19 protein-coding genes and 1 pseudogene are annotated in these 19,645 nt (G+C 69.4%); 8 read left to right on the top strand and 12 right to left on the bottom strand.

The genetic code is table 11. The annotated features are described in order from the left end of the window. Window positions 1-26 precede the first annotated feature (26 nt). The gene (locus tag ACFYW9_RS32770) at window positions 27-842 is read left to right on the top strand and encodes an IclR family transcriptional regulator C-terminal domain-containing protein (RefSeq protein WP_389158107.1); all 816 of its coding nucleotides are present in this window, start codon (window positions 27-29) and stop codon (window positions 840-842) included. Here the strand turns inward: ACFYW9_RS32770 and ACFYW9_RS32765 are convergent. The 4 genes from ACFYW9_RS32765 to ACFYW9_RS32750 form a co-directional block, all read right to left on the bottom strand. Beyond that, on the bottom strand, window positions 793-1,758 hold the full coding sequence (locus ACFYW9_RS32765) for a PDR/VanB family oxidoreductase (protein WP_389158104.1): 966 nt from the start codon (window positions 1,756-1,758) through the stop codon (window positions 793-795). The two genes, ACFYW9_RS32770 and ACFYW9_RS32765, sit on opposite strands and share 50 nt — an antisense overlap. Next, window positions 1,755-2,819: a Rieske 2Fe-2S domain-containing protein gene (locus ACFYW9_RS32760; protein ID WP_389158101.1), complete on the bottom strand. Its 1,065-nt coding sequence runs from the start codon at window positions 2,817-2,819 to the stop codon at window positions 1,755-1,757. Before ACFYW9_RS32760 ends, ACFYW9_RS32765 begins: the two co-directional genes overlap by 4 nt. 75 nt (window positions 2,820-2,894) lie before the next feature. Continuing rightward, window positions 2,895-3,086 carry a hypothetical protein gene (locus tag ACFYW9_RS32755; RefSeq protein WP_389158098.1) on the bottom strand — a complete coding sequence of 64 codons (192 nt, stop codon included), beginning with the start codon at window positions 3,084-3,086 and terminating at the stop codon, window positions 2,895-2,897. A 536-nt stretch (window positions 3,087-3,622) separates the two neighbouring features. Next, on the bottom strand, window positions 3,623-4,612 hold the full coding sequence (locus ACFYW9_RS32750) for an AraC family transcriptional regulator (protein ID WP_389158224.1): 990 nt from the start codon (window positions 4,610-4,612) through the stop codon (window positions 3,623-3,625). Window positions 4,613-4,997: 385 nt separating this feature from the next. Between ACFYW9_RS32750 and ACFYW9_RS32745 the strand changes: the two genes are divergently transcribed. Then, window positions 4,998-5,771 carry a LuxR C-terminal-related transcriptional regulator gene (locus ACFYW9_RS32745; RefSeq protein WP_389158095.1) on the top strand — a complete coding sequence of 258 codons (774 nt, stop codon included), beginning with the start codon at window positions 4,998-5,000 and terminating at the stop codon, window positions 5,769-5,771. On the opposite strand, the gene ACFYW9_RS32740 is transcribed toward ACFYW9_RS32745, so the two are convergent. After that, entirely contained in the window at window positions 5,735-7,024 is a 1,290-nt protein-coding gene (locus tag ACFYW9_RS32740) for a beta-ketoacyl-[acyl-carrier-protein] synthase family protein (protein WP_389158092.1), read from the bottom strand. The genes ACFYW9_RS32745 and ACFYW9_RS32740 overlap by 37 nt on opposite strands. A gap of 286 nt (window positions 7,025-7,310) precedes the next feature. Here ACFYW9_RS32740 and ACFYW9_RS32735 point away from each other — a divergent pair, with 286 nt between their 5' ends. Both ACFYW9_RS32735 and ACFYW9_RS32730 read left to right on the top strand, forming a co-directional pair. Beyond that, a complete protein-coding gene (locus ACFYW9_RS32735; protein WP_389158089.1) occupies window positions 7,311-9,194 on the top strand; it encodes a fatty acyl-AMP ligase in 1,884 nt (627 codons plus the stop codon). A 72-nt stretch (window positions 9,195-9,266) separates the two neighbouring features. Then, window positions 9,267-11,075 (top strand): fatty acyl-AMP ligase, encoded by a 1,809-nt coding sequence (locus ACFYW9_RS32730; protein ID WP_389158087.1) that lies wholly within the window; start codon window positions 9,267-9,269, stop codon window positions 11,073-11,075. A 559-nt stretch (window positions 11,076-11,634) separates the two neighbouring features. Here the strand turns inward: ACFYW9_RS32730 and ACFYW9_RS32725 are convergent. From ACFYW9_RS32725 to ACFYW9_RS32715, 3 genes are read right to left on the bottom strand one after another with little or no spacing between them, the layout of a single operon-like run. Then, window positions 11,635-12,648 (bottom strand): NAD(P)/FAD-dependent oxidoreductase, encoded by a 1,014-nt coding sequence (locus tag ACFYW9_RS32725; protein ID WP_389158084.1) that lies wholly within the window; start codon window positions 12,646-12,648, stop codon window positions 11,635-11,637. Then, window positions 12,645-13,184, bottom strand: coding sequence for an isoprenylcysteine carboxyl methyltransferase family protein (locus tag ACFYW9_RS32720; protein ID WP_389158081.1), 540 nt, complete (start codon window positions 13,182-13,184; stop codon window positions 12,645-12,647). Before ACFYW9_RS32720 ends, ACFYW9_RS32725 begins: the two co-directional genes overlap by 4 nt. Window positions 13,185-13,220: 36 nt before the next feature. Then, on the bottom strand, window positions 13,221-14,288 hold the full coding sequence (locus ACFYW9_RS32715) for a type III polyketide synthase (protein WP_389158078.1): 1,068 nt from the start codon (window positions 14,286-14,288) through the stop codon (window positions 13,221-13,223). Between the two features lie 147 nt (window positions 14,289-14,435). Between ACFYW9_RS32715 and ACFYW9_RS32710 the strand changes: the two genes are divergently transcribed. After that, window positions 14,436-15,305, top strand: a complete 870-nt coding sequence (locus ACFYW9_RS32710) for a UbiA family prenyltransferase (RefSeq protein ID WP_389158075.1) — start codon at window positions 14,436-14,438, stop codon at window positions 15,303-15,305. Between the two features lie 344 nt (window positions 15,306-15,649). Here the strand turns inward: ACFYW9_RS32710 and ACFYW9_RS32705 are convergent, their stop codons facing one another. The 4 genes from ACFYW9_RS32705 to ACFYW9_RS32690 form a co-directional block, all read right to left on the bottom strand. Continuing rightward, complete coding sequence (locus ACFYW9_RS32705; RefSeq protein WP_389158072.1) at window positions 15,650-16,513, bottom strand: ribonuclease BN; 864 nt, start codon at window positions 16,511-16,513, stop codon at window positions 15,650-15,652. Window positions 16,514-16,579: 66 nt separating this feature from the next. Then, window positions 16,580-17,275, bottom strand: a complete 696-nt coding sequence (locus ACFYW9_RS32700) for a hypothetical protein (RefSeq protein WP_389158069.1) — start codon at window positions 17,273-17,275, stop codon at window positions 16,580-16,582. Window positions 17,276-17,409: 134 nt separating this feature from the next. Then, window positions 17,410-17,583, bottom strand: a complete 174-nt coding sequence (locus ACFYW9_RS32695) for a CsbD family protein (protein WP_389158066.1) — start codon at window positions 17,581-17,583, stop codon at window positions 17,410-17,412. Window positions 17,584-17,644: 61 nt separating this feature from the next. Further along, on the bottom strand, window positions 17,645-17,824 hold the full coding sequence (locus ACFYW9_RS32690) for a hydrophobic protein (RefSeq protein WP_389158063.1): 180 nt from the start codon (window positions 17,822-17,824) through the stop codon (window positions 17,645-17,647). 709 nt (window positions 17,825-18,533) lie between these two features. Here ACFYW9_RS32690 and ACFYW9_RS32685 point away from each other — a divergent pair. The 3 genes and pseudogenes from ACFYW9_RS32685 (at window position 18,534) to ACFYW9_RS32675 (ending at window position 19,602) form a co-directional block, all read left to right on the top strand. Next, window positions 18,534-18,815: a hypothetical protein gene (locus tag ACFYW9_RS32685; protein ID WP_389158060.1), complete on the top strand. Its 282-nt coding sequence runs from the start codon at window positions 18,534-18,536 to the stop codon at window positions 18,813-18,815. Between the two features lie 85 nt (window positions 18,816-18,900). Continuing rightward, complete coding sequence (locus ACFYW9_RS32680) at window positions 18,901-19,302, top strand: ANTAR domain-containing protein (protein WP_389158057.1); 402 nt, start codon at window positions 18,901-18,903, stop codon at window positions 19,300-19,302. Next, window positions 19,299-19,602 (top strand): annotated as a pseudogene (locus ACFYW9_RS32675) (PRC-barrel domain-containing protein). Before ACFYW9_RS32680 ends, ACFYW9_RS32675 begins: the two are co-directional and overlap by 4 nt. Window positions 19,603-19,645 lie beyond the last annotated feature (43 nt).

The following is a 19,645-nucleotide window of genomic DNA, read 5'->3' as shown; positions in this document are numbered from 1 at the left end:
CTCCGTGTGTCCCTCTGGAGGCGACGATGCCTGCAGCAGACCGAGCGCCCCATTTCGTCCGGTCCTTCGAACGCGGACTCGCCGTGATCCGCGTATTCGGCGCCGACCGGCCCGAACTGACACTCAGTGAGGTCGCGCGCGGCTGCGACCTGACCCGTGCGGCGGCACGCCGCTTCCTGCTGACCCTGGTCGATCTCGGATACGTCCACACGGACGGCCGGGTCTTCCGGCTCACCCCGCGCGTGCTGGAACTCGGCTACGCCTATCTCTCCGGTTTCACCCTCCCCGAGATCGCCCAGCCCCATCTGAAGCAACTCGCCGAACAGGTGGGGGAGTCGAGCTCGCTCTGTGTCCTCGACGGCGACGACATCGTGTACGTGGCACGGGTCCCGACCCGGCGGATCATGACGGCGACGATCACCGTCGGCACCCGCTTCCCGGCCCACGCCACCTCCGTGGGCCGGGTGATCCTCGCGCACCTCACGGACGACGAGATCGACGCCCGGCTGGAGCGGGCCGATCTGCGCGCCCTGACCGCGCGCACGATCGTCTCGCCGGACCTGCTGAGAGCCGAGCTGGCCCAGGTGCGGCGCCAGGGATACGCCATCGTCGACCAGGAGTTGGAGGAGGGGCTCCGCTCGGTCGCCGCCCCGGTGCGGGACCGGGACGGCGCCGTGGTGGCGGCCGCGAACATCCCCGTGCACGCCAGCCGCAACAGCCTCGAATCGGTCCGCCGCGACCTGCTTCCCCACCTGCTGGACACGGTCGCCCGGATCGAGCGGGATCTGGCGGTCACAGGTCCAGTACGAGCCGTCTCCCGAGGCAGCGGGACACGCAGATGAGCATGGTTCCGCCCGCCTCCCGCTCCTCCTCCGTGAGCACCGAGTCCCGGTGGTCCGGGGTCCCTTCGAGCACCTCCGTCTCGCAGGTCCCGCACGTGCCCTCGGTGCAGGAGTGGAGCACCTCGACACCGGCGGCGCGCACGGTGTCGAGGACGGAGACACCGGGAGCGACGGTGACCGTCCGCCCCGACCGCTCCAGGACGACCTCGAACCCCTCCTCCCCCTCCGCCTCCCCGTCCGGCTCCCGCTCCTTCGGCCGGAACCGCTCGGTGTGCAGCAGGCCGGCCGGACAGCGCTCCTCGATCGCGTCGAGCAGCGGCCCGGGACCGCAGCAGTAGACGAGGGCGTCCCCGGGGAGCCCGCCGAGCACGGAGGGCAGATCGAGCGGTCCGGTCTCGTCCCGGGGAACGAGGGTGACCCGGTCCCCGTACCGCCCCAGTTCCTCGGTGAACGCCATGGAGCCGCGGGTCCGTCCGCCGTACAGCAGGGTCCACTCGGCGCCCGCCGCCTCGGCCGCGGCGAGCATCGGCAGGATCGGGGTGATGCCGATGCCGCCCGCCACGAAGCGGTAGCGCGGAGCGGGCGCGAGGGCGAAGTGATTGCGCGGGCCCCGGACACGGACCGTGTCCCCCTCGCCCAACCGCCCGTGCACGTAGGCCGATCCGCCGCGCCCGTCCGGTTCGAGCAGCACCGCGATCCGCCACGCCCCGCGGTCCGCCGGATCCCCGCACAGGGAGTACTGCCGCTCGAGTTCCCGCCCGAGCCGGACATCGATGTGGGCCCCGGGCTCCCAGCGCGGGAGTTCGGCGCCGAGCGGATGCCGCAGGCTCAGGGCGAGTACGCCGTCGGAAACGAACTCCCGGCGTACGACGACGAGTTCGGCCTCGTACGAGCTGTCCCCGGCCAGGCCGGTCACCGTACCCTCTCCACCGGCTTGTCGCCCTCCTCGACCAGGCGGGCCAGGATGCGCCGGGCCGCGAGGCCGCCGGTGTCGATGCCGATGCTCAGCTCCTGGTAACCGGTGGGCTCCGAGGCGAGGGTTCGCTGGAGGAGGTTGAGCGCGTCGACGTCCTGCATCACGACGGTGTGGTTCAAGTCCCGCATGAAGACGCTGACTTCGTCGTCCGAACGGGCGAAGTCACGCGAGACCGCCCAGAAGTCGTACACCTTGCCCGCGCCGGACGGCGTGATGGCGTACGTGATCTCGGTGTGGAAGGCGTTCGGGTCACTGCCGTCCGCCTCCGGCAGCACACCGGCCGGCGCGATCCTGCTGTGCAGCAGATAGAGGCAGGGCGCGTGGTACTCGATGTCCTGCCAGCGGGTGATGCGCCCCTCGACGCCGGTCGACCGCGCGTAGAAGGGCGGACACTCGGCGTCGGCCATGCGCCGGGAGACGCGCACGATCCCGGCCTCCTCGTCCACCTCGGTGGCGATCGGCGTCTCGGCGACCTCGGGGGTGCCGATGTAGCCGCCGTGCAGATACGTCTCGTGCGAGAGGTCGAGGAGGTTGTCGACGAGGAGTCCGTAGTCCGCGTCGATGGGCTCCATGCCGCTGACCGTCGTCCAGCCGGGCGAGTCCATGTGCGGTGCGCGCGGCACGGATCCCGGGTCGGCGAGCGCGGGGTCGCCGATCCAGACCCAGACGAACAGGTCCTGCTCGACGACGGGATAGGAGGCGACCCGGGCGGTGCGCGGTATCCGCTTCTGTCCCGGCACGTACACGCACGCGCCGGTCGTGTCGTAGGTGAACCCGTGGTAGCCGCACACGATCCGGTCACCGTCGAGCCGGCTCTCCGAGAGCGGGAACCGCCGGTGCACACACCGGTCGGACAGCGCGACGGCCGCTCCGTCCTCCTCGGCGCGGTAGAGCACCAGCGGCTCACCGAGGACGGTCCGTCCGACGAGCTCGCGTCCGATCTCGTAGGTGTAGGCGACGACGTACCACTGGTTCCTGGCGAAGGACGTCATGTGAGGCATGAAGGCCGGCTCCCGTCTCTGATGGTGGTGGCATCGTTCGGGCAGACATCACTGGGCCGCAATACGACTTCCGTCTCACGGAAGACGTTCGAGGAAATGCCACGTCAGCGGGGTGGTGCGTGTGTCGGCTTCGGGGTCGAATCCGGGTCGAATCTGCCTTGCTTTCGGCTCTTCAGCGTGTTGTCGCAGGTCGGGCAGGTAGCGCGAGGGATTGGGGTCAGGAATCGCGAGCGGATTGCTGACTGAAGGACGCAGAGAGACGGTCATCGACAGGCCGTTCGTCTCCCGGTGACACGCAGGGGACGCCTGCTCCGGCCAGCGCAACAGGGCTGTTGCCGGATGGTGACTCAGCCCAGGAATGGCCCGGTTGGTTTCGGGCGGTGTGGCCAGGAAGGTTCTGGGTCTGGCTGCCCGCCGCCCTGCTGGTCTCGGTGGTTGCCGGGAAACCCATCGGCCGCATCCTGGACCGGCGTGGACCGCACACGCTGCTGACGTTCGGTTCGGTCCTCGCCACCGTGGCCGCGCCGGCGCTCGCCTCCGCGCTCCACTCTGGCCAGCCGGTAGCGGGCTCATCACCTGCACCGAACAGTAGAACGCGGTGCGGGAGTTCAGCGCCCTTGCAGGGAAGGGGCGGCCGGCCTGGCTGCTCGTGATCACGCCTGCGGTGATCAACGCCCAGGACTCCGACGAGGACGTGTCGACGGTCTGTCTGCCGGCCGCCGGCCAGAGTCTGGCCCCGTCATGCGGTCGACCATGGGCAACGGGGTTTCGTCGCTCGGACCGAGCTGGGCGGACGTGCCGCCTCAGGCGTGGGCCCTCGACAGGTTGCGTACTGATCGCGTTCGGTAGGCACCGGGGGTCGCACCGGTCCACCGGCGGAACGCGCGGATGAATGCCGCCGCGTCGGCGTACCCGAGACGTACGGCGATCTGGTCGACGCCGAGTCCGAGGTCGGACAGCATCTCGACAGCACGAGCGTGCCGCGCTGCGTCGACCAGACGCCGGTAGGACGTGTCCTCCACCGCCAGACGCCGGTGCAGAGTACGGGTGGAGAGGTGCAGCGCGGCTGCGACGGCGCCCATGTCGGGGATGCCGTCCGGCCACTGCATGAGCAGTTCCCGTACCCGCACCGCGAATCCCGTGTCGGTGCGCCGGGCCAGCAGGAGCCTGCACTCGCGTTCGCACACCTGCATGGTGTGCTGGTCGGCCTGCGGCAGCGACTGCTCCAGTACCGCCGCGAGGGTGACGATCGCGTTGCGCGGCGCCCCGAAGGCGATGGGCACGTCGTCAAACACCTCGTACGGCGCCGACTCCTCAGGCTGTGGGAAGCGCAGATCCAGCCGGAGGGGGGTGAAGGGCCGGCCCACAATGGTGTCCAGGATGGCCCGGATATTGGCTATTTCCCGCTCGATGAAGAAGTGCCGGACGGGCGGGGGCACCAGCCCGTCGTCCAGGATGAGACGGACCTCGTTTCCGTCCTCCTGAAGGTGGATCCCGACCATGGCGAAGGTGAGTTCCAGGTAGCGCAGTCCCACAGCCGCGGCCTCGCGCAGCGTCGGGCTGGCGAGCAGTGCGAAGCCCAACACGCTGTACGTACGCAGCGGAATCCGGCTGCCGACCTCGAGCCCCAGGCCGGGAGCGTCGCCCGTGGCGCGGACCAGGTTCTGCGCCACAGTGAGCTCCTGCCAGGCCCGGACATGTGCGGCATCGTCGGCAAGAGCGTTCTCGTCCACGCCACTGCCGTCGAGGCATGCCGGTACGACCACTCCGCGCTCGACGCCCACGTCCACCATTGCGCGCACGCCTGCGATGCCTCGGTTGAACAGCCCTGGAGCTGTGGGGACTTCGTCGGTCGCCGCCCTGTGTCCGGAACGGCCAACAGGGTGGCCGCCATTGCCTGGAACCAGCACTGCCAATCCCCCTAGCATCGGAAGGGATCGATGCGGCGTATCCCGCCGTGGGCTGCCATTCAGCCTAGTCGGGATGTGCGTGCGGGCCAGGGGGCGTACGCGTTATCAGCCACCGCTGTCTGAAGCGCTCGGCACGCCCCACGGTCATCACGTGCGCAACCGCTCCACCGGAAAGCATTCTCGAGCACAGCCAGTGAAACGCACAGTGCCGGTTGCTGGTTCCTGAAGGCAACGGGGGCACTTCCGAATCGCACGGGCGGAGCGAATGATGGACGACTTCAGTGCATGGGAAGTAATGCTGGTCGACAATGAGGATCTCGTGCGTCGCGGATTCCGGCAGGCCCTCGGGGAGGCACCGGATATCACGGTGGTCGCCGATACGAGGGTCGGCGAGGAAGCATTACGCGTGGCCGAACTGCGGCGACCGCAGGTCGTCCTCGTGGATGCCGAATGCGAATTCATCCGGAGACTTGCCCAGCCTTCGGGGACGGCGGTACCCGGAGTCGCGCCGGGGATAATTGTCCTGACCAGCAACGCCCTTGACAGCCATCTGCTCGGGTCGCTGAAGGCGGGCGCCCGTGGGTTTCTGCTCAAGAGTGCCAGCCAGGACGAGCTGGTCTCAGCCGTCCGTGCGGTTGCTGACGGCGCGGCCTTCTTGTGCCCCACGATGACCCGACGACTGATCGATCGGTTCGAGATCCTGCCGCCGCCACATGAGCGGTCCCACGCGGTCGCCCTGGCAAGCCTGAGCAGTCGCGAGACCCAGGTTCTCTGCGGTATAGCCATGGGCAGGTCGAACCAGGAGATCGCCCACGAGCTGCACGTCACGCTCGCCACCGTGAAGTCCCACGTCTCCCGCATCCTCGCCAAACTCGAGTTGCCGAACCGGATGCACGCGGCGCTGATGGCCCAGCGGAGCGGTCTCGTGCACCCGCCCCAGCCACCGCGGGCCGAACAGGCCCCGGCAGGCCCGCTGTCCTCCGGCCGCCCGTCCCGATCCCATGGTCAGGCGGGCTTGGTGAACGCGAGGACCACGTTGTGACCGCCGAAACCGAAGGAGTTCGAGATGGCTGCGGTGACCCTGACGTGCCGCTGGGTTCCCGTGACGATGTCCACCTTCACCTCGGGATCCTTGACGTCGAGGTTCCTGGTCGCGGGGATCACGTCGGTGAAGACGCTCAGGACCGTGAAGATGGCCTCGATCGCGCCGGCCCCGCCTATGAGATGGCCGGTGATCGACTTGGTCGCCGTCACCAGAGGATGAGGGCCGAGCGATTCCAGCAATGCCGCCGCCTCGATACGGTCACCGACGGGCGTACCGGGAGCATGGGCGTTGACGTGAACGATGTCCTGCGGGCCGAGGCCGCCGGAGCGCAAGGCCTCGCGGATCGCACTGATCTGACCGTCAGCTGACGGAGATGTCATGGTGTGCGCGTCGGAACTCATCCCTGTACCGGCGAGCGTGGCATACATTCGCGCGCCACGAGCTTGCGCGAACCGGGTTCGCTCCAGCACGACGGCGCCGCCGCCCTCGGACATGACGAAGCCGTCACGGGCGCTGTCGAACGGCCGCGATGCGTTCTGAGGGTCCTCGTGACGGCCGGACAGGGCTCCCATGCGGGCGAAAGCCGCCATGGACAGCCGGCCGATGCATGCCTCGGTGCCGCCGGCGACAACGACATCGGCCCGCCCGGCACGCAGTATGGCGAGCCCCATGGCTATCGCCTCCGCTCCGGAGGCGCAGGCGCTGGTCGGCGCGTGGGCGCCGGCCCGGGCGTCGAGAGCCAGACTGACGGCGGCGGCCGAACCGTTGGGCATCAGCATGGTCACCGCGAACGGCGACACGCGGTCCGGCCCCTTGGCCAAGGACAGGTCGTGCTGGTCAACCAGCGTCGTCCCGCCGCCGAGGCCGGTGCCGATCACCACGGCCAGCCGCTCCGGAGCCACCTCGGGCGCGCCGGCGTCGGCCCATGCCTGCCGGGCAGCCACCATCGCAATCTGCTGGCAGCGGTCCATCCGCCGGGCCTCGACCCGGTCCAGTACCTCGGTCGGTTCCTGGCTCAGCCGACCTGCCAGCCGTACGGGCAGATCGCGAGCCCACGGTTCGTCGAGCACGGTGATCGGGGATTCGCCGGCCAGCAGCGCCTCCCAGGTGGAGTGGACGTCGCCACCCAGCGGCGTGGTCATTCCCAAACCGGTGACCACAACGCCGGTCGTACCCAGGACCTCCCCGTCCGGGAGATCGGGGAGCTTCGGATAACCCAAGAAGTAGTCGTCAGATGCGTCGTAGGACATCAAGGTTCCCTTTCTGAAGCCTTCTGAGGAAATGTTCTCCCTCGGATACGGGCCATTCGTCGTCCACTGGCCGTCGTCATGACGGTAGCCAGCACGAGGCGCTTTCCGTAACAGCCGACGGACCGAACCGTGACGGCGACCGGAGGATGGCTTTCATCCGCCTTCCGGCCTACTCGAAGCTCGCCTCCGGTAGGGGGATGGACACCATCCCGCGGCGGATACCCGATATTTCTCTGCCGACTTAACGTCTCTTCGAGTGGAACCACCATGACGCGCACGTACAGCAATGGCTGGATACGTAACCAAATTCCGGCGGGTCCGTGAGGAAATGGCAGAGGCAATGCCGCCGGCCGAGTCGAACAGGAGGATCACGATGTCAGAGGATGCCGTCACAGGATCCCGACCGGAGCCGACGACCTTGGTCGAGCTCTGCAGGTATCGCGCGTCCAGGGAGCCGGATCGACGGATGTTCGCCTTCCTGGAGAACGGTCTCGAAGAGTCCGACTCACTCACCCTCGCCCAACTGGACACCCGGGCAAGGGCAATCGCGGCGCGTCTGAGCAGGCAAGCCCCGCAGGGCGCCCGTGCCGTGCTGAGTTACCCGCCCGGCCTCGACTTCGTGTCCGCCTTCTTCGGCTGCCTGTATGCCGGCCTGATCGCGGTGCCGGCTCCTCCGGTGCTGCGCGTCGGCGTCGACGACCGGTATACGCGCTTCCGGGCAATCGTCAACAGCTGCCGGCCGGATGTGCTGCTGTCGAACGGGTCAAGGCTGAACCGTGTCGACGCGTTGCTGGAGGACATTTCCACACCATGCCGGCCGACCTCTGTGGCGACCGACGAGATCAGTGAGACGGACGCGTACGGCTGGAACGCCCCCGAAATCGGCCCGGACACGATCGCGTACCTGCAGTACACCTCCGGCACGACCGGTCCGCCCCGGGGTGTGGCGCTCACCCATGGCAACGTTCTGCACAACCTCTCGCTGATCTTGGCCAACGGTACCCGGGCCACGGACGACTTCGACCGACTGCCGCCCGTTGTGTCCTGGCTGCCCGTGTTCCACGACATGGGACTGATCACCGGGGTCCTGCAGCCGATCTACGTCGGGTACGACGCCGCACTGATGCCGCCCTCGGCGTTCACCCAGCACCCGGTCAACTGGCTCCGCGCGATATCGGACCGCGGGGCGGGCATCAGTTCAGCCCCCGGTTTCGGGTACGAGTTGTGCCTGCGGCGCGTCTCCGAGGAGCAGTTGCGTTCCCTCGATCTCAGCGCCTGGCGGATCGCGGTGGTCGGCGACGAGCCGGTGCGCGCGGAGATGATCGACCAGTTCAGTGCCATGCTCGCCCCGTCCGGCTTCCGCCGCGAGGCGTTCTTCCCGAGTTACGGCATCGCCGAGTCCACTGTCATGCTCAGCGGCGGGCCGGTGGAGCCCGAACCGGTGATCCGCCGGTTCGACGCGGTGGCGCTGGCGAAAGGCAAGGTGCAGCGAGCCGGTCGCGAGGACGAGGTCCGCCGACTGGTCGGCCTGGGCCAGGTGCACCCGTCCATGACCATCGCGGTGGTGGATCCGGCCACCGGCGATCCGTGCGCCCCGGACGAGACAGGGGAGATCCTGGCTTCCGGACCGAGTATCGGTGCCGCGTACTGGAACGCCCCGAAGGAGACAGCGCGTACGTTCAACGCCACCGTGCGCGGCCACGAGGGCCGGCGGTTCCTGCGCACCGGCAGCCTGGGCTTTCTGGACGGCGGTCAGCTCTTCGTCACCTGCCGTGTGGACGACCTCATCGTCGTGGAGGGCATGCAGCACTACCCGTACGACATCGAGGCGACCGGGGCGGCAAGCCATCCCGCCATACGGGAGGGCTGCTGCTGCGCCTTCACCGTCGAGGACGGCGGACGCACGCGCCTCGTCGTCCTGGCTGAGATCAACAGCCGGTACCGCGTCATGACCGAACCCGTCCCGGACACTCCGTCAGGTGCCCGCGCGACCCTGGCGGCGGACGAGGTCGAAGAAGCCGTCCGGGAGGCCGTCTTCGCCGGGCACGGCCTCCGGGCCGACGACATCCTCCTGGTCAAGGCCGGTGCGCTGCCGTTCACCACCAGCGGCAAGTTGCAGCGCGCAGAGTGCCGGTCCAGGTACCGGGCGCGGGCATTCGCGACAGTCTGAACCTCGCTCCATGCAGGGGGCGCGCGAACTGTCCCGCCGCCTTCTTCCTCTTCCTCCGTTTGGAGTGGTCACATGCGAACCCATCACGAGCACGGTGTCCGACTGCCCGAGGCGGTGGCCGGTGAGTACGGCACACTGCCGACGCTGATCGACCTGTGCCGCACTCGTGCGGCAGCCGAGCCCGACCGGAAGAGCTTTGTGTTCCTGGGCGACGGTGTCGAGGAATCAGAATCACTGACCCTGGCCGAACTCGACCGCCGGGCGCGGGCGGTCGCCGTGACGCTACGACACAAGGTTCCTACCGCGCGCGCACGCGCGCTGCTGAGTTACCCGCCGGGACTGGATTTCCACGCCGCCTTCCTGGGCTGCATCTATGCGGGTCTGATCCCGGTGCCGGTGGCTCCGCTCGACGGGACGCGGAGCAATGCCAAATGGACTCGGGTGGAGTCGATCGCCGCGAGTTCCGAGCCCTCGCTGTTCCTGTCGACCGGCCCAGTGCTTGCCGCCGCGGAGCACGTCCTCACCGACACCGACGGGCTCGCCCAACTCGACCGGGTGGCGACCGACGAGGTACGCCCGGACCTCGCCCAGGAGTGGACCCCACCGGTGGCCGCCGCTGAGATGGTCGCCTATCTGCAGTACTCCTCGGGATCGACCGGTGTGCCGAAAGGCGTCGCGATCACTCATGGCAATGTGCTGCACAATCTGTCGTTGATATACGACAACGCGCGTCGGTCTGCCGACGACGTCGGGCTGCCCCGCCCGTCGTCGGTGTCGTGGCTGCCGCCGCACCACAACATGGGCCTCATCTGCAATGTCCTCGACCCCCTTTTCTCCGGCCGGGACGTCACCCTGCTGCCGACGATGACCTTCGTGCAGCGTCCGCTCACGTGGCTGCGGGCCATCTCCCGGCTCGAACGCGCGGACAGCTGCGCGCCGAACTTCGCCTACGACCTGTGCGTCCGCCGGGTGACGGACGCACAGCGCCGGGAACTCGACCTCAGCCGCTGGGAGATGGCGCTGGTCGGAGGTGAGCCCGTCCGTCCGGATACGCTCGACCGCTTCAGCGCGGCATTCGCGGAGGCCGGCTTCCGGCGCGAGGCGCTGTCCCCCGCGTACGGCCTCGCCGAGGCGACAGTGATGGTCACGGCCGTGCCGGTCGGTCAGGCCCCGGAAGTCCTGCGGCTGGACTCCGAGTCGCTCGCCGCCGGAAAGGTGCGCCCGGCCGCGTCGGCACAGGACAGCCGGGAGTTGGTCGGCTGCGGCCCGATCCATCCGTTGAGCACGGCCATAACCGTGGACCTGGAGACAGGCAAGCCCTGCGGGGAGGACGAGGTGGGTGAGATCTTCGTATCCGGCCCGAGCGTCGCAACGGGGTATCTGAACGCTCCCAAGGAGACTGCCGAGACCTTCATGGGGTCCATTCCCGGCCAGCCGGGGGAGCGGTTTCTCCGTACTGGTGACCTCGGCTTCGTGCGGAACGGGGAGCTGTTCATCACCGGCCGGGCAAAGGATGTCATCATCATCGCCGGTGCCAACCACTACCCGCAGGACATCGAGGCCACCGTTGAGGCCAGCCACCCGGCAGTCCGTGAGTTCGGTACCTGCGCGGTGTCGGTCGACGACGGCTTGCACGAACGGCTCATCGTGCTCGCCGAGACGACGACGGCAGCCGGAGGCGAGACCGGTGATCAAGTGACCGCCCAGGAGATCAAACAGGAGATCAGGCGCGCGGTCCACGCGGGACACCGCATCCAGGTACACGATGTCGTCCTCCTCAAGCCGGGGACGCTGCCGCTCACGACGACCGGCAAGCTGCAACGGCGCGACAGCCGGGACCGGTACCTCGGGGGTTCCTTCGAGGCAGCCCTCATCGAATGACGGTGCGCGCCCTCTGCGCATGCGGTGCCCTGGCGGTGCCTTGCCGGCCAAGGCACCGCGCAGGTTCGACGACGCCGGATCCCGTTGCCGCCCGGGACGCTGACGGAGTCGATCCGCAGGAATCCGTCTTGCCAGGTCTCTCAGGGAGCGAAAGGGACCACGCGGGGACCACAAGGACAGGAACCAACCGATGATGACCAGGCTGGGCAGACACAACTGCACACGTCTGAGCTGCAAGAACGTCACGAATCGTCGCAGGATGGCAAGGACCGCCAAGATTCCCGAAGGACTCATCATCCGTCGGCCGTGGGTCCGAGTCCCACCCGCCCCACCGGAGCGGTCCGTGGCGGTCGGCGCGTCGCTGACCTGTTCTGATCTGTCGGTGAGCTGTCAGGACGCGGGGACCGGCCAGTACGGACGAGGGGACCAAGGAAACGGCCCCAAGAGGAGACGGCCCGAGAAACCACTCGATCCTCTGGTGTGGTGACCCACCTCCGCCGGTGCGTAGGGCGCATACGGTTCGCTTCGTTTGCTTTCGGCAGAGGGAGGGGGCGGGCCACTACTGCAGTGCGTGGACCGCGGCCGAGAACAGCAGGGGCATCCGAGATGCTGCGGGAGCGATGAGGCGGGCGGTGCCAGGACGGCGGCTCGCGGCCAGCAGGGCCCCGGTCAGCAGTCGGTGGCGTCGGGTCAGCCGGGTCCAGGCGCGCTCGTACTCGTCCGGTCGCCCGGCGGCCAGGCAGCGGACGGCGGCCCCGGAGGTCGCCAGTGCGAGGGCGATGCCCTCTCCGGTGAGGGCGTCCAGGTAGCCTGCGGCGTCACCGACGAGCAGGACCCGTCCGGCGGTTCTGCGCCGTACCCGTTGCAGCAGTGGTCCGGCACCCCGTACCTCCGTCGCGGCCGGGCCGCGCAGCGACGCGGTGAGGGCCGGGAAGGCGGCCAGGTGCTCGTCGTACCCGCGGCGGCTGCGGCTGAGGACCGCGACGCCCACCAGGTCGTCGCCGACCGGTGTCACGTAGGCCTCGCCGTGCCGCGACCAGTGGACCTCCACGAAGTCCGTCCACGGCTCGACGCGGTAGTGCCGGCGCAGTCCGTAGCGGCCGTGGGCGATGCCCGGCAACTCCAGCCCCAGACCGCGGCGCACCGGAGAGTGCAGGCCGTCCGCGGCAATCAGCCAACGGGCCGTGGTTCCGGCGGCGGTGACCGTGTCCGCGCTCTGGTGCACCTCGCCGACCTTGCCCGGCAGCATCCGCACGCCGACGTCGAGAGCGCGCTGGTGCAGTGCGAAGTGCAGCGTCGTACGACGGATTCCCAGCCCGTTACTGCCGCGGAAGGACGCTTCGGCGCGGGCGGCGCCGTCCACGTAGCGGATGCCGCGCAGTTCGCGGCCGGTGACCTCGACGCCCAGCGCCCGCAGCGCGGTAACACCACTGGGCATGACTCCTTCTCCGCAGGCCTTGTCCACGGGCGCGGTTCGGGGCTCGACGACGACAGTCTCCAGGCCGGCGAGCGCGGCGTGGATGGCGGCCGCCAGTCCGGCGGGTCCGCCGCCGGCCACCAGTACGTCGATCACGTCGGAGCGGGCGCGGTCGGCGCGGTCGCGGCGGCCAGCGCCCGGTTCTCGCAGCGGATGCGTACGGTGAGAAGGGCGGCGTCGAGTACGGTGAACGCGGCCGCGGTGACCCAGGCGGCGTGGACCAGGGGCAGGGCCACGCCCTCGGCGACGACGGCCACGTAGTTCGGGTGCCGCAGCCACCGCCACCGGTAGGGGCCGCCGGTCACCAGCGGCAGGCCGGGTACGACGATCACCCGGGTGTTCCAGCGGGGGCCCAGGGTGTGGATGCACCACCACCGCAGTGCCTGGGCTCCCGCGAGTGCGGCCAGCATGGGCCAGGCCAGGGCGGGTACGAAGGCGCGGTCGGCCAGCCACACCTCGGCCGGGCAGGCGATCAGCAGGCCGGTGTGGAGGGCGACCATGGCCGGGTAGTGGTCCTGCCCGGCCACGGTCGCGCCGCGGGCGGTGCTCCACCGTTCGTTGCGGCGGGCGACGACGAGTTCGGCGACGCGCTCGGCGGCGACGGCGGCCACCAGAAGTCCGTACCAGATCATGTGTCCTGTGTCCTTCGCGTCCTTCGGTGGTCTGAACTACCAGCGCAGCAGGACGAGTTCACAGGCGAAGCCGGGCCCCATCGCCAGCAGCACACCTGGGGTGCCCGGCGGCGGGCGGCGTTCGGCCAGGGTGTCGCGCAGTACGTGGAGCACCGATGACGAGGACAGGTTGCCGACGTCGGCCAGGTGACGCCAGGTCACATCGAGCGCGTCGTCGGGCAGGTCGAGGGCCTCGGTGACGGCCTGAAGAACCTTGGGGCCGCCGGGGTGGCAGACCCAGGCGGTCACATCCTTCGGCTTGATCCCGTGGTCGCCGAGGAATCCTTCGACGTCATCGGCGAGGTAACGGCGCACCAGATCGGGGACCTGCGGGTCGAGGACGACCTGGAAACCGGTGTTCTTGATGTCCCAGCCCATGACGCGTCCGGTGTCCGGGTACAGGTGGCTGCGGGAGTCCACGATCGTCGGGCCGCCGCTCTCGTCCGGGCGGTCCGGGCGGTTCGCGCCGCAGGCGACGACCGCGGCGGCGCCGTCGCCGAACAGTCCGGTGGCGACCAGGTTGGCCATGGAGGCGTCGTTGCGCTGGAAGGTGAGCGAGCACAGTTCGACGGACAGCAGCACTGCCACGTGGTCGGGGCGGCCCAGCAGGTAGTCGTGCATACGGGACAGTCCGGCGGCGCCGCCGGCGCAGCCCAGGCCGAACAGGGGCAGCCGTTTGACGTCCGGCCGTAGTCCGAGGCGGCCGGCCAGGCGCGCGTCGATCGAGGGGGTGGCGATGCCGGTGACGGAGGTGAAGATCAGCAGGTCCACGTCGGCGGCGGTCAGGTCGGCGGCGTGCAGAGCGCCCCGGACGGCCTGGGCACCCAGGTCTGTGGCGGCGGCGATGAAGACGTCGTTGGAGGCGCCGAATCCGTCCAGTTCCCCGTACCGTTCGAGCGGCAGCGTCATATGGCGCGAGCTGACCCTCGCGCCGCGGTGCAGCCGGTCCAGGACCCGGCGGTCGGTACCCTCGGGCAGGCAGGTGCGAGCCACCATGTCGGTGATCTCGGACTGGGTGCGACGGTGCGGTGCGAGAGCACCGTGAACTGCGGAGATCCGCGTCATAGGGTTCCGTCCGGTTACCAACTCGGGTGAGTTGCTCCCCACGTGTTCCCCGGACCGGGACTTCGACACCATGGATCGCCCGTCCAGCCGTTCGCCCCGGAGTGCGCGTGCTTCAGCCGGGTGAGCAGGGCGCCTACGATCGGCCGGGTGGGCACTCCTGAGCAGTCGACGACCGGCGGCCCCGAGGCGAGTTGGGCCGGCCGGGTGGGTGGACTCGCCGGGTCGTGCCACCCCGGACCTGTCGTGGCGGTCACCACCCTGATGGCCGCGCTCGCCGTCACCGCCGGCCAGAGCGCCGCGCGTTGTGTGCTGACCGCCGCCGCCGTTCTGACCGGGCAGTTGTCCGTCGGCTGGTGCAACGACGCGGTCGACGCACGCCGGGACATCGCCGCCGGCCGCCGGGGCAAACCCGTCGTCGACGGCACGGTCGGTGTGACGGAGGTGTGGGTGGCCGCGTATGCCGCGCTGGCGCTGTGCGTGCCGTTGTCGTTCGCCTGTGGCCTGTGGGCGGGCGCCGTCCACCTGGCCGGAGTGGCGGCGGCGTGGGCGTACGACCTGCGGCTCAAGGCGACGGCATGGTCCTGGGCGCCGTACGCGGTGGGATTCGCCGCGCTCCCGGCGTTCGTGGCGCTGGGGCTGCCGGGACAGCCGTGGCCGGCCTGGTGGGTCGTCACCGCCGGGGCGCTACTGGGGGTCGGAGCGCATCTGGGCGATGTGCTGCCGGACATCCGCGGGGATCTGGCGACGGGCGTACGGGGATGGCCGCACCGGCTGGGCCCGGACGGCGCGCGACTGCTGCTGCCGGTGCCGCTGGTGGCCGCGTCCGCGGTGCTGGCGCTGGGGCCCGCCGGACCATCCGGCAGATGGGGAGTGGCGGCGCCGGCGGTGGCCGGCCTGGTCGCGGTGGCGGGGACGGTGCTGGGACGCCGCCGGCAGCGGGCGGCGTTCGCGGCAGCCGTTGCCGTGGCGGTGGTGGACGTGGCGTTGCTGCTGCTGCGCGGCACCGGGATCGCCTGACCGTTCCGCCTCGCCGACCGGCGCACACCGGACGAAACCCGCGAGCGGAAGCCGGAGTTCCCCGATCCCTGCTGCGGTTGCCGTCAGCGCGCGACTGCTGTTCCCGGTCGTGACCACGTCGCGGTTCGTCCGACCCGCCGGTGCCCGTACCGAGCAGGACCAGGGTGGCGATGTCGGCGCAGCCCAGTGCGTCGGCCGGCTCCTCCGGGTCCAGCCTGCCCGGCGACGTGACATGCGTGTCCAGGATTCCGGCGCTGACCGTACCCATCTGCAGGGAGAAACGCGAAGACCGCGCTCGCTCCGGTTTCCGCGGCGGCGAACACGGGTCGGCGGGAGACGGTGCTTCATCGGTCCTCAGGTCGGGCGTCAGCACCGTGCCCCCGCCGTTTCAGTGCACGTGCCACGCGTGGGAGCTCCTCGTGCAGCAGCCGGCCGACCAGGGCACCGCCGAATACGACGAGGCCCACACCGACCAGCCAGGACTGGATGACCAGGACGGTTCCGACGGGGCCGTAGGTGATGGCGTTGGACGCGATCAGCGGCGAGTAGACGAGCAGGGAGAAGACCCTGAGACCGAGCAGCCCGACCATGGTGGCCACCGCTCCGGGCAACAGGGCGTACCAGCGAACCCGCCCGCCGAGCAGTATGCGCTGCGACCACCAGAAGAACAGGACGGCGCTCAGCGATGCGGCGAACGCGCCGACCAGGGACTCGGGTCGCAGCGTGGTGATGGCGGAGACGAAGAGGTAGCCGATGAGTACGCCGAGCCACACCACATGGCGCCACCTGGCCCACCAGCGGGCCGGGGGCAAATCCCAGACCTTCTCATAGCCGGACTGCACCGCCACCCCGAAGGCCAGGCCGAAAGCGGCGAGGACGACAATTCCGAAGACGGTCGTGGTCCGCAGAGCCTGACCGGGGCGGGTGAACAACTGCTCCACACGTTCTCTGGAGGCCGTCGACACGCCGAGTCCTTCCCCCAGCCACTGCGCGAACCCCCGCCCATGCTCTGGATCGGCCGAGGAGACAATGATCAGCAGCGGCACCAGCGTGATGAACCCCAGCGCCGCGAAGCCCAGCGAACGCTGCACCAACTCCAGATCGCTACTCCGCCGCCATCCGCGTCCGACTGGTGAATGGCTGATCACGCGGCTCAGGCGTTCGAACAGAGAGGAACGGCCCGCAGCACCCGAAGTCTTCATCGGCATGCCCCTCGATTACCACGGCCGGCACCGGCGCCCCGAGAGGGCGCGACGCACAGCCTCCCCAACGGCTCAGGAGATCGAGAACCATGCCTTCCCGGACTTGCCCAGCAACCGCTGCGCCGGGATCGCCCCGCAGGTACGCGAACTCTGTGAGAAGCACGCCATCCTGTACGTCACCGGCCCACTGTGGCGGTAGTACGCCTCCACCTGGCGACGCATCCTGCGCTTCACCGGACCGACCGGCTGAACGCAGAACACAGCCGCCGCAGTCCGACCGGTGTGATGTGCGTACCGCATTTCCTCGGTGTCGCCCTGGCCGTGTGCCGCTGTGTGCACGTTGCGGTAGCCGTGGACATGGGTGGCGTGGTGGACGGAGAGGGCGGCGATCTGGTCGTCGAACTGCTCGCCGTCGGGGAAGCCGCGATTCCTCGCCAGGCCGACAAGGAGCGCGTCGGCCGCGGTGACGGCCTTATGCGGTGATTCGACGAACTGTTCCTGAACGTCGGCCCACTGGGCCCTGTACCGTGCGAGGTCCTCGGGCGACAGCGGCTGCTCGTTGAGGGAGCCGTGCTGCTTGACGCGCTCGCCGAGTTCCTGCTTGGCCGCTTTGGTGTCGCCGTTGTGGTCGGCGACGGCACGGTCGTACTCGGGTCCGAAGCGGTGCTTCAGCCCGTGTCCACCGTCGGCATGGATGCGTCCGCGTCCGACGATGAAGAAGACGGCCGCCGCGATGACGAGCACGGCGATGATCACGATGGTGAGCATGGCCGCCTTCTCTGGCTCTCGGCTCGTAAGCAGCTTTGCTGCATTGCTGTTCCCGTCAATTCCTGTGGGCTGATTCCGCGTTGGCCTGCCCGGGTGGCGTCCACGCGATCTGGTCGTCACCCGGGCTGTGCTGGTCAGTGCTTGAAGGCGTCCTTGGCCTTGTCGCCGGACTGCTTCAGGTTTCCGGAGATCCGGTCGGTCCTGCCTTCGCGCTGCAGTCGCCTGTTGCGGGTGGTCCGGCCTATGCGTTCGGTGACCCGGCCCTTGAACGCCTGGGTCTTGTGCTTGATCGTCTGTCCGACGCTCATGGCTGTCCTCTGCTCATTGGCTGGATGGGCTTCCGCGGGTGGGAGAGCGCGCTGGTGTGGACTACCCGCGACTGCGGCCGTATCGGCCGCCGCCGCGCCCACCGCCGCCGCGCCCGCGCATGGCGAAGCCGGCGATCCAGAGGACCAGGAGGACGGCGGCGACCCACCAAAGGGCCTGCATGGTGAAGCCGAACCCGAACACCACCAGGATCAGCAGAAGGAGAAGAATCCACAGGATCATTGCCGGGCCTCCAGATCGCGGGAAGTTCCTGAGTCCGCGGGGGCTGGGCGAAGCGGCAAGGTGGGATGCGTCGACCGAGTGATCCGGAGTGGCATGGCCCTACGCCGTGCTGTCAGTCAACGCCTGGTGACTTCCCTTGTCAACGCGGCGTCGACACGGGGGAGTTCTGTGAGCCGGGCAGGGGCTGCCGGGGCAGAAGGATTCGCGATGAGGGCTTCGGCCGACTCGGTCGGCGGCGACGGCAGGATGTGGTCCTCCCACCACGACAGGCCCAGCACGGTGGCGAGCAGGACGAAGGGGGCCGAAGCTGGAACGATCAGTACGTACATGTGTGTGGCCTGCGATGGGATGCGTGCGACGCGGCGGGCAGTGGATTGTTGCCCGCTTGGAGCGCATCGAGGCCGCGCCGGGATCGCGTGGCCACGGCGAGTGAGGGAGCGGCCAGTTGGTGGCAGGGCAGCTTCCGGCACTGATGCGCGAGGTGCGCCCCCGAAGGAGCGTGAGAGGTGATCGACACTGCCGGGGGCCGGGGCCGTACTGCGCACGCCGGCCCTCGCAGCACTCCCTGAACAGACGGCAAGTGGCCATCTGTACCGGGCAGAAGACCGTTACGTGGGGCGCTATCGGCAATCTCTGGGCAGGGCTACGCTGTTCGCACAGGCCCCAGCCCCCGGCAGTGATGCCTTGTTCCGCTCCGGGGAGGCCCGCCGTGTTCGTTCTGCTTCTCATCCTGATCGTGGTCCTGTTCGGCCTCGGCTTCCTCAACCCCCTCTGGTGGGTGGCCGCGGCCGTGCTGGTCTTCGGTGCCACCCGCTACGGTCGCGATCGCCGCGGCGGAGGCTGGATCCGTGGTGACGGTTCCGATCTCGGGGAGTACCGGGACTACGAGAGCCGCCGGAATCGTCAGGACCGCTGGGACCGCCGCTACAGCCGTCGGCACCGGGCGCGCTGGAGGCGCGAGGACCGTCGGGACCACGAACGCCGCGGGTGAGCAATGAAGTTGTCCGACATCCCGAAGTTCCGGGGCGGCGTCGGCCGCACCGGACGCGCCGAAATCGTCGAGAGAGGCACGTGCCATGCATCGCACAACCATGCTCCCGAAGAACTGGTGGGATCTGACGGCCGAGACCTTGGTGGAGAACCCGGCGGGTCAGGATGTCGTGGCGCTGCGCGCCGAGATCGATCAGCTGCGGCGGGCGCTGGCCGGCCGTGCGGTCATCGATCAGGCCTGCGGCATGGTGATGGTCCTGGCCCCCTGCCGCCAGGGACCGGCCAGGAACCTGCTGGGGGACGTCGCACAGCAGTGCAACACCGAACTTCCGGACGTGGCAGCGGCCGTGGTCGCCGCCTGGGAGGGCGAGCCGCTCTCGTGGCAGATGCAGCGGGCACTGCGGCGTGCGCTGCGGCGGCTCTACGCGGAAGACCGGGGGTGCGCCTCGCGACCGACAGATGAGCCGTCCGGAAGGGGAAGGCCGTGATCCATGCAGCCGATGTCCGTGAGTGGCGCGACTGCGCCGTCGTCGACAGCGAAGGCCACAAGATCGGTGTGCTCGAAGCGGTCTACGTGAACACCACCACCGACGAACCGGCCATGGCCACGGTACGGACAGGGCTGCCCACGCGGCACAGTCTGCATCTTCGTCCCCATCGAGGACGCGATCGTCGGGCCGGGCTATCTCAAAGTCGGCTATGTCGGAACACTGGTGAAGCGAGCTCCTTCGATCGGCACCGACGACGTGCTGCCCGCCGGGCAGGAGGAAGCGATCTTCAAGCACTAGCTCCAGGGAGCCGCTTCGGCAGCGTTGGGGGAGGTGACAGTCA

It is taken from the genome of Streptomyces sp. NPDC002698 (assembly GCF_042888945.1).
GTDB lineage: Bacteria > Actinomycetota > Actinomycetes > Streptomycetales > Streptomycetaceae > Streptomyces.
This window is presented reverse-complemented; position numbering and strand designations above follow the sequence as displayed.

What these genes read in the sequence shown, in the direction of transcription:
- ACFYW9_RS32770 (WP_389158107.1), top strand. Translation starts at nt 27, where the DNA reads ATGCCTGCAGCAGACCGAGCGCCCCATTTCGTCCGGTCCTTCGAACGC.
- ACFYW9_RS32760 (WP_389158101.1), bottom strand. Translation starts at nt 2,819, where the DNA reads ATGCCTCACATGACGTCCTTCGCCAGGAACCAGTGGTACGTCGTCGCC.
- ACFYW9_RS32755 (WP_389158098.1), bottom strand. Translation starts at nt 3,086, where the DNA reads ATGACCGTCTCTCTGCGTCCTTCAGTCAGCAATCCGCTCGCGATTCCT.
- ACFYW9_RS32750 (WP_389158224.1), bottom strand. Translation starts at nt 4,612, where the DNA reads ATGGTGGACGTGGGCGTCGAGCGCGGAGTGGTCGTACCGGCATGCCTC.
- ACFYW9_RS32745 (WP_389158095.1), top strand. Translation starts at nt 4,998, where the DNA reads ATGGACGACTTCAGTGCATGGGAAGTAATGCTGGTCGACAATGAGGAT.
- ACFYW9_RS32740 (WP_389158092.1), bottom strand. Translation starts at nt 7,024, where the DNA reads ATGTCCTACGACGCATCTGACGACTACTTCTTGGGTTATCCGAAGCTC.
- ACFYW9_RS32735 (WP_389158089.1), top strand. Translation starts at nt 7,311, where the DNA reads ATGGCTGGATACGTAACCAAATTCCGGCGGGTCCGTGAGGAAATGGCA.
- ACFYW9_RS32730 (WP_389158087.1), top strand. Translation starts at nt 9,267, where the DNA reads ATGCGAACCCATCACGAGCACGGTGTCCGACTGCCCGAGGCGGTGGCC.
- ACFYW9_RS32720 (WP_389158081.1), bottom strand. Translation starts at nt 13,184, where the DNA reads ATGATCTGGTACGGACTTCTGGTGGCCGCCGTCGCCGCCGAGCGCGTC.
- ACFYW9_RS32715 (WP_389158078.1), bottom strand. Translation starts at nt 14,288, where the DNA reads ATGACGCGGATCTCCGCAGTTCACGGTGCTCTCGCACCGCACCGTCGC.
- ACFYW9_RS32705 (WP_389158072.1), bottom strand. Translation starts at nt 16,513, where the DNA reads ATGCCGATGAAGACTTCGGGTGCTGCGGGCCGTTCCTCTCTGTTCGAA.
- ACFYW9_RS32700 (WP_389158069.1), bottom strand. Translation starts at nt 17,275, where the DNA reads ATGCTCACCATCGTGATCATCGCCGTGCTCGTCATCGCGGCGGCCGTC.
- ACFYW9_RS32695 (WP_389158066.1), bottom strand. Translation starts at nt 17,583, where the DNA reads ATGAGCGTCGGACAGACGATCAAGCACAAGACCCAGGCGTTCAAGGGC.
- ACFYW9_RS32690 (WP_389158063.1), bottom strand. Translation starts at nt 17,824, where the DNA reads ATGATCCTGTGGATTCTTCTCCTTCTGCTGATCCTGGTGGTGTTCGGG.
- ACFYW9_RS32680 (WP_389158057.1), top strand. Translation starts at nt 18,901, where the DNA reads ATGCATCGCACAACCATGCTCCCGAAGAACTGGTGGGATCTGACGGCC.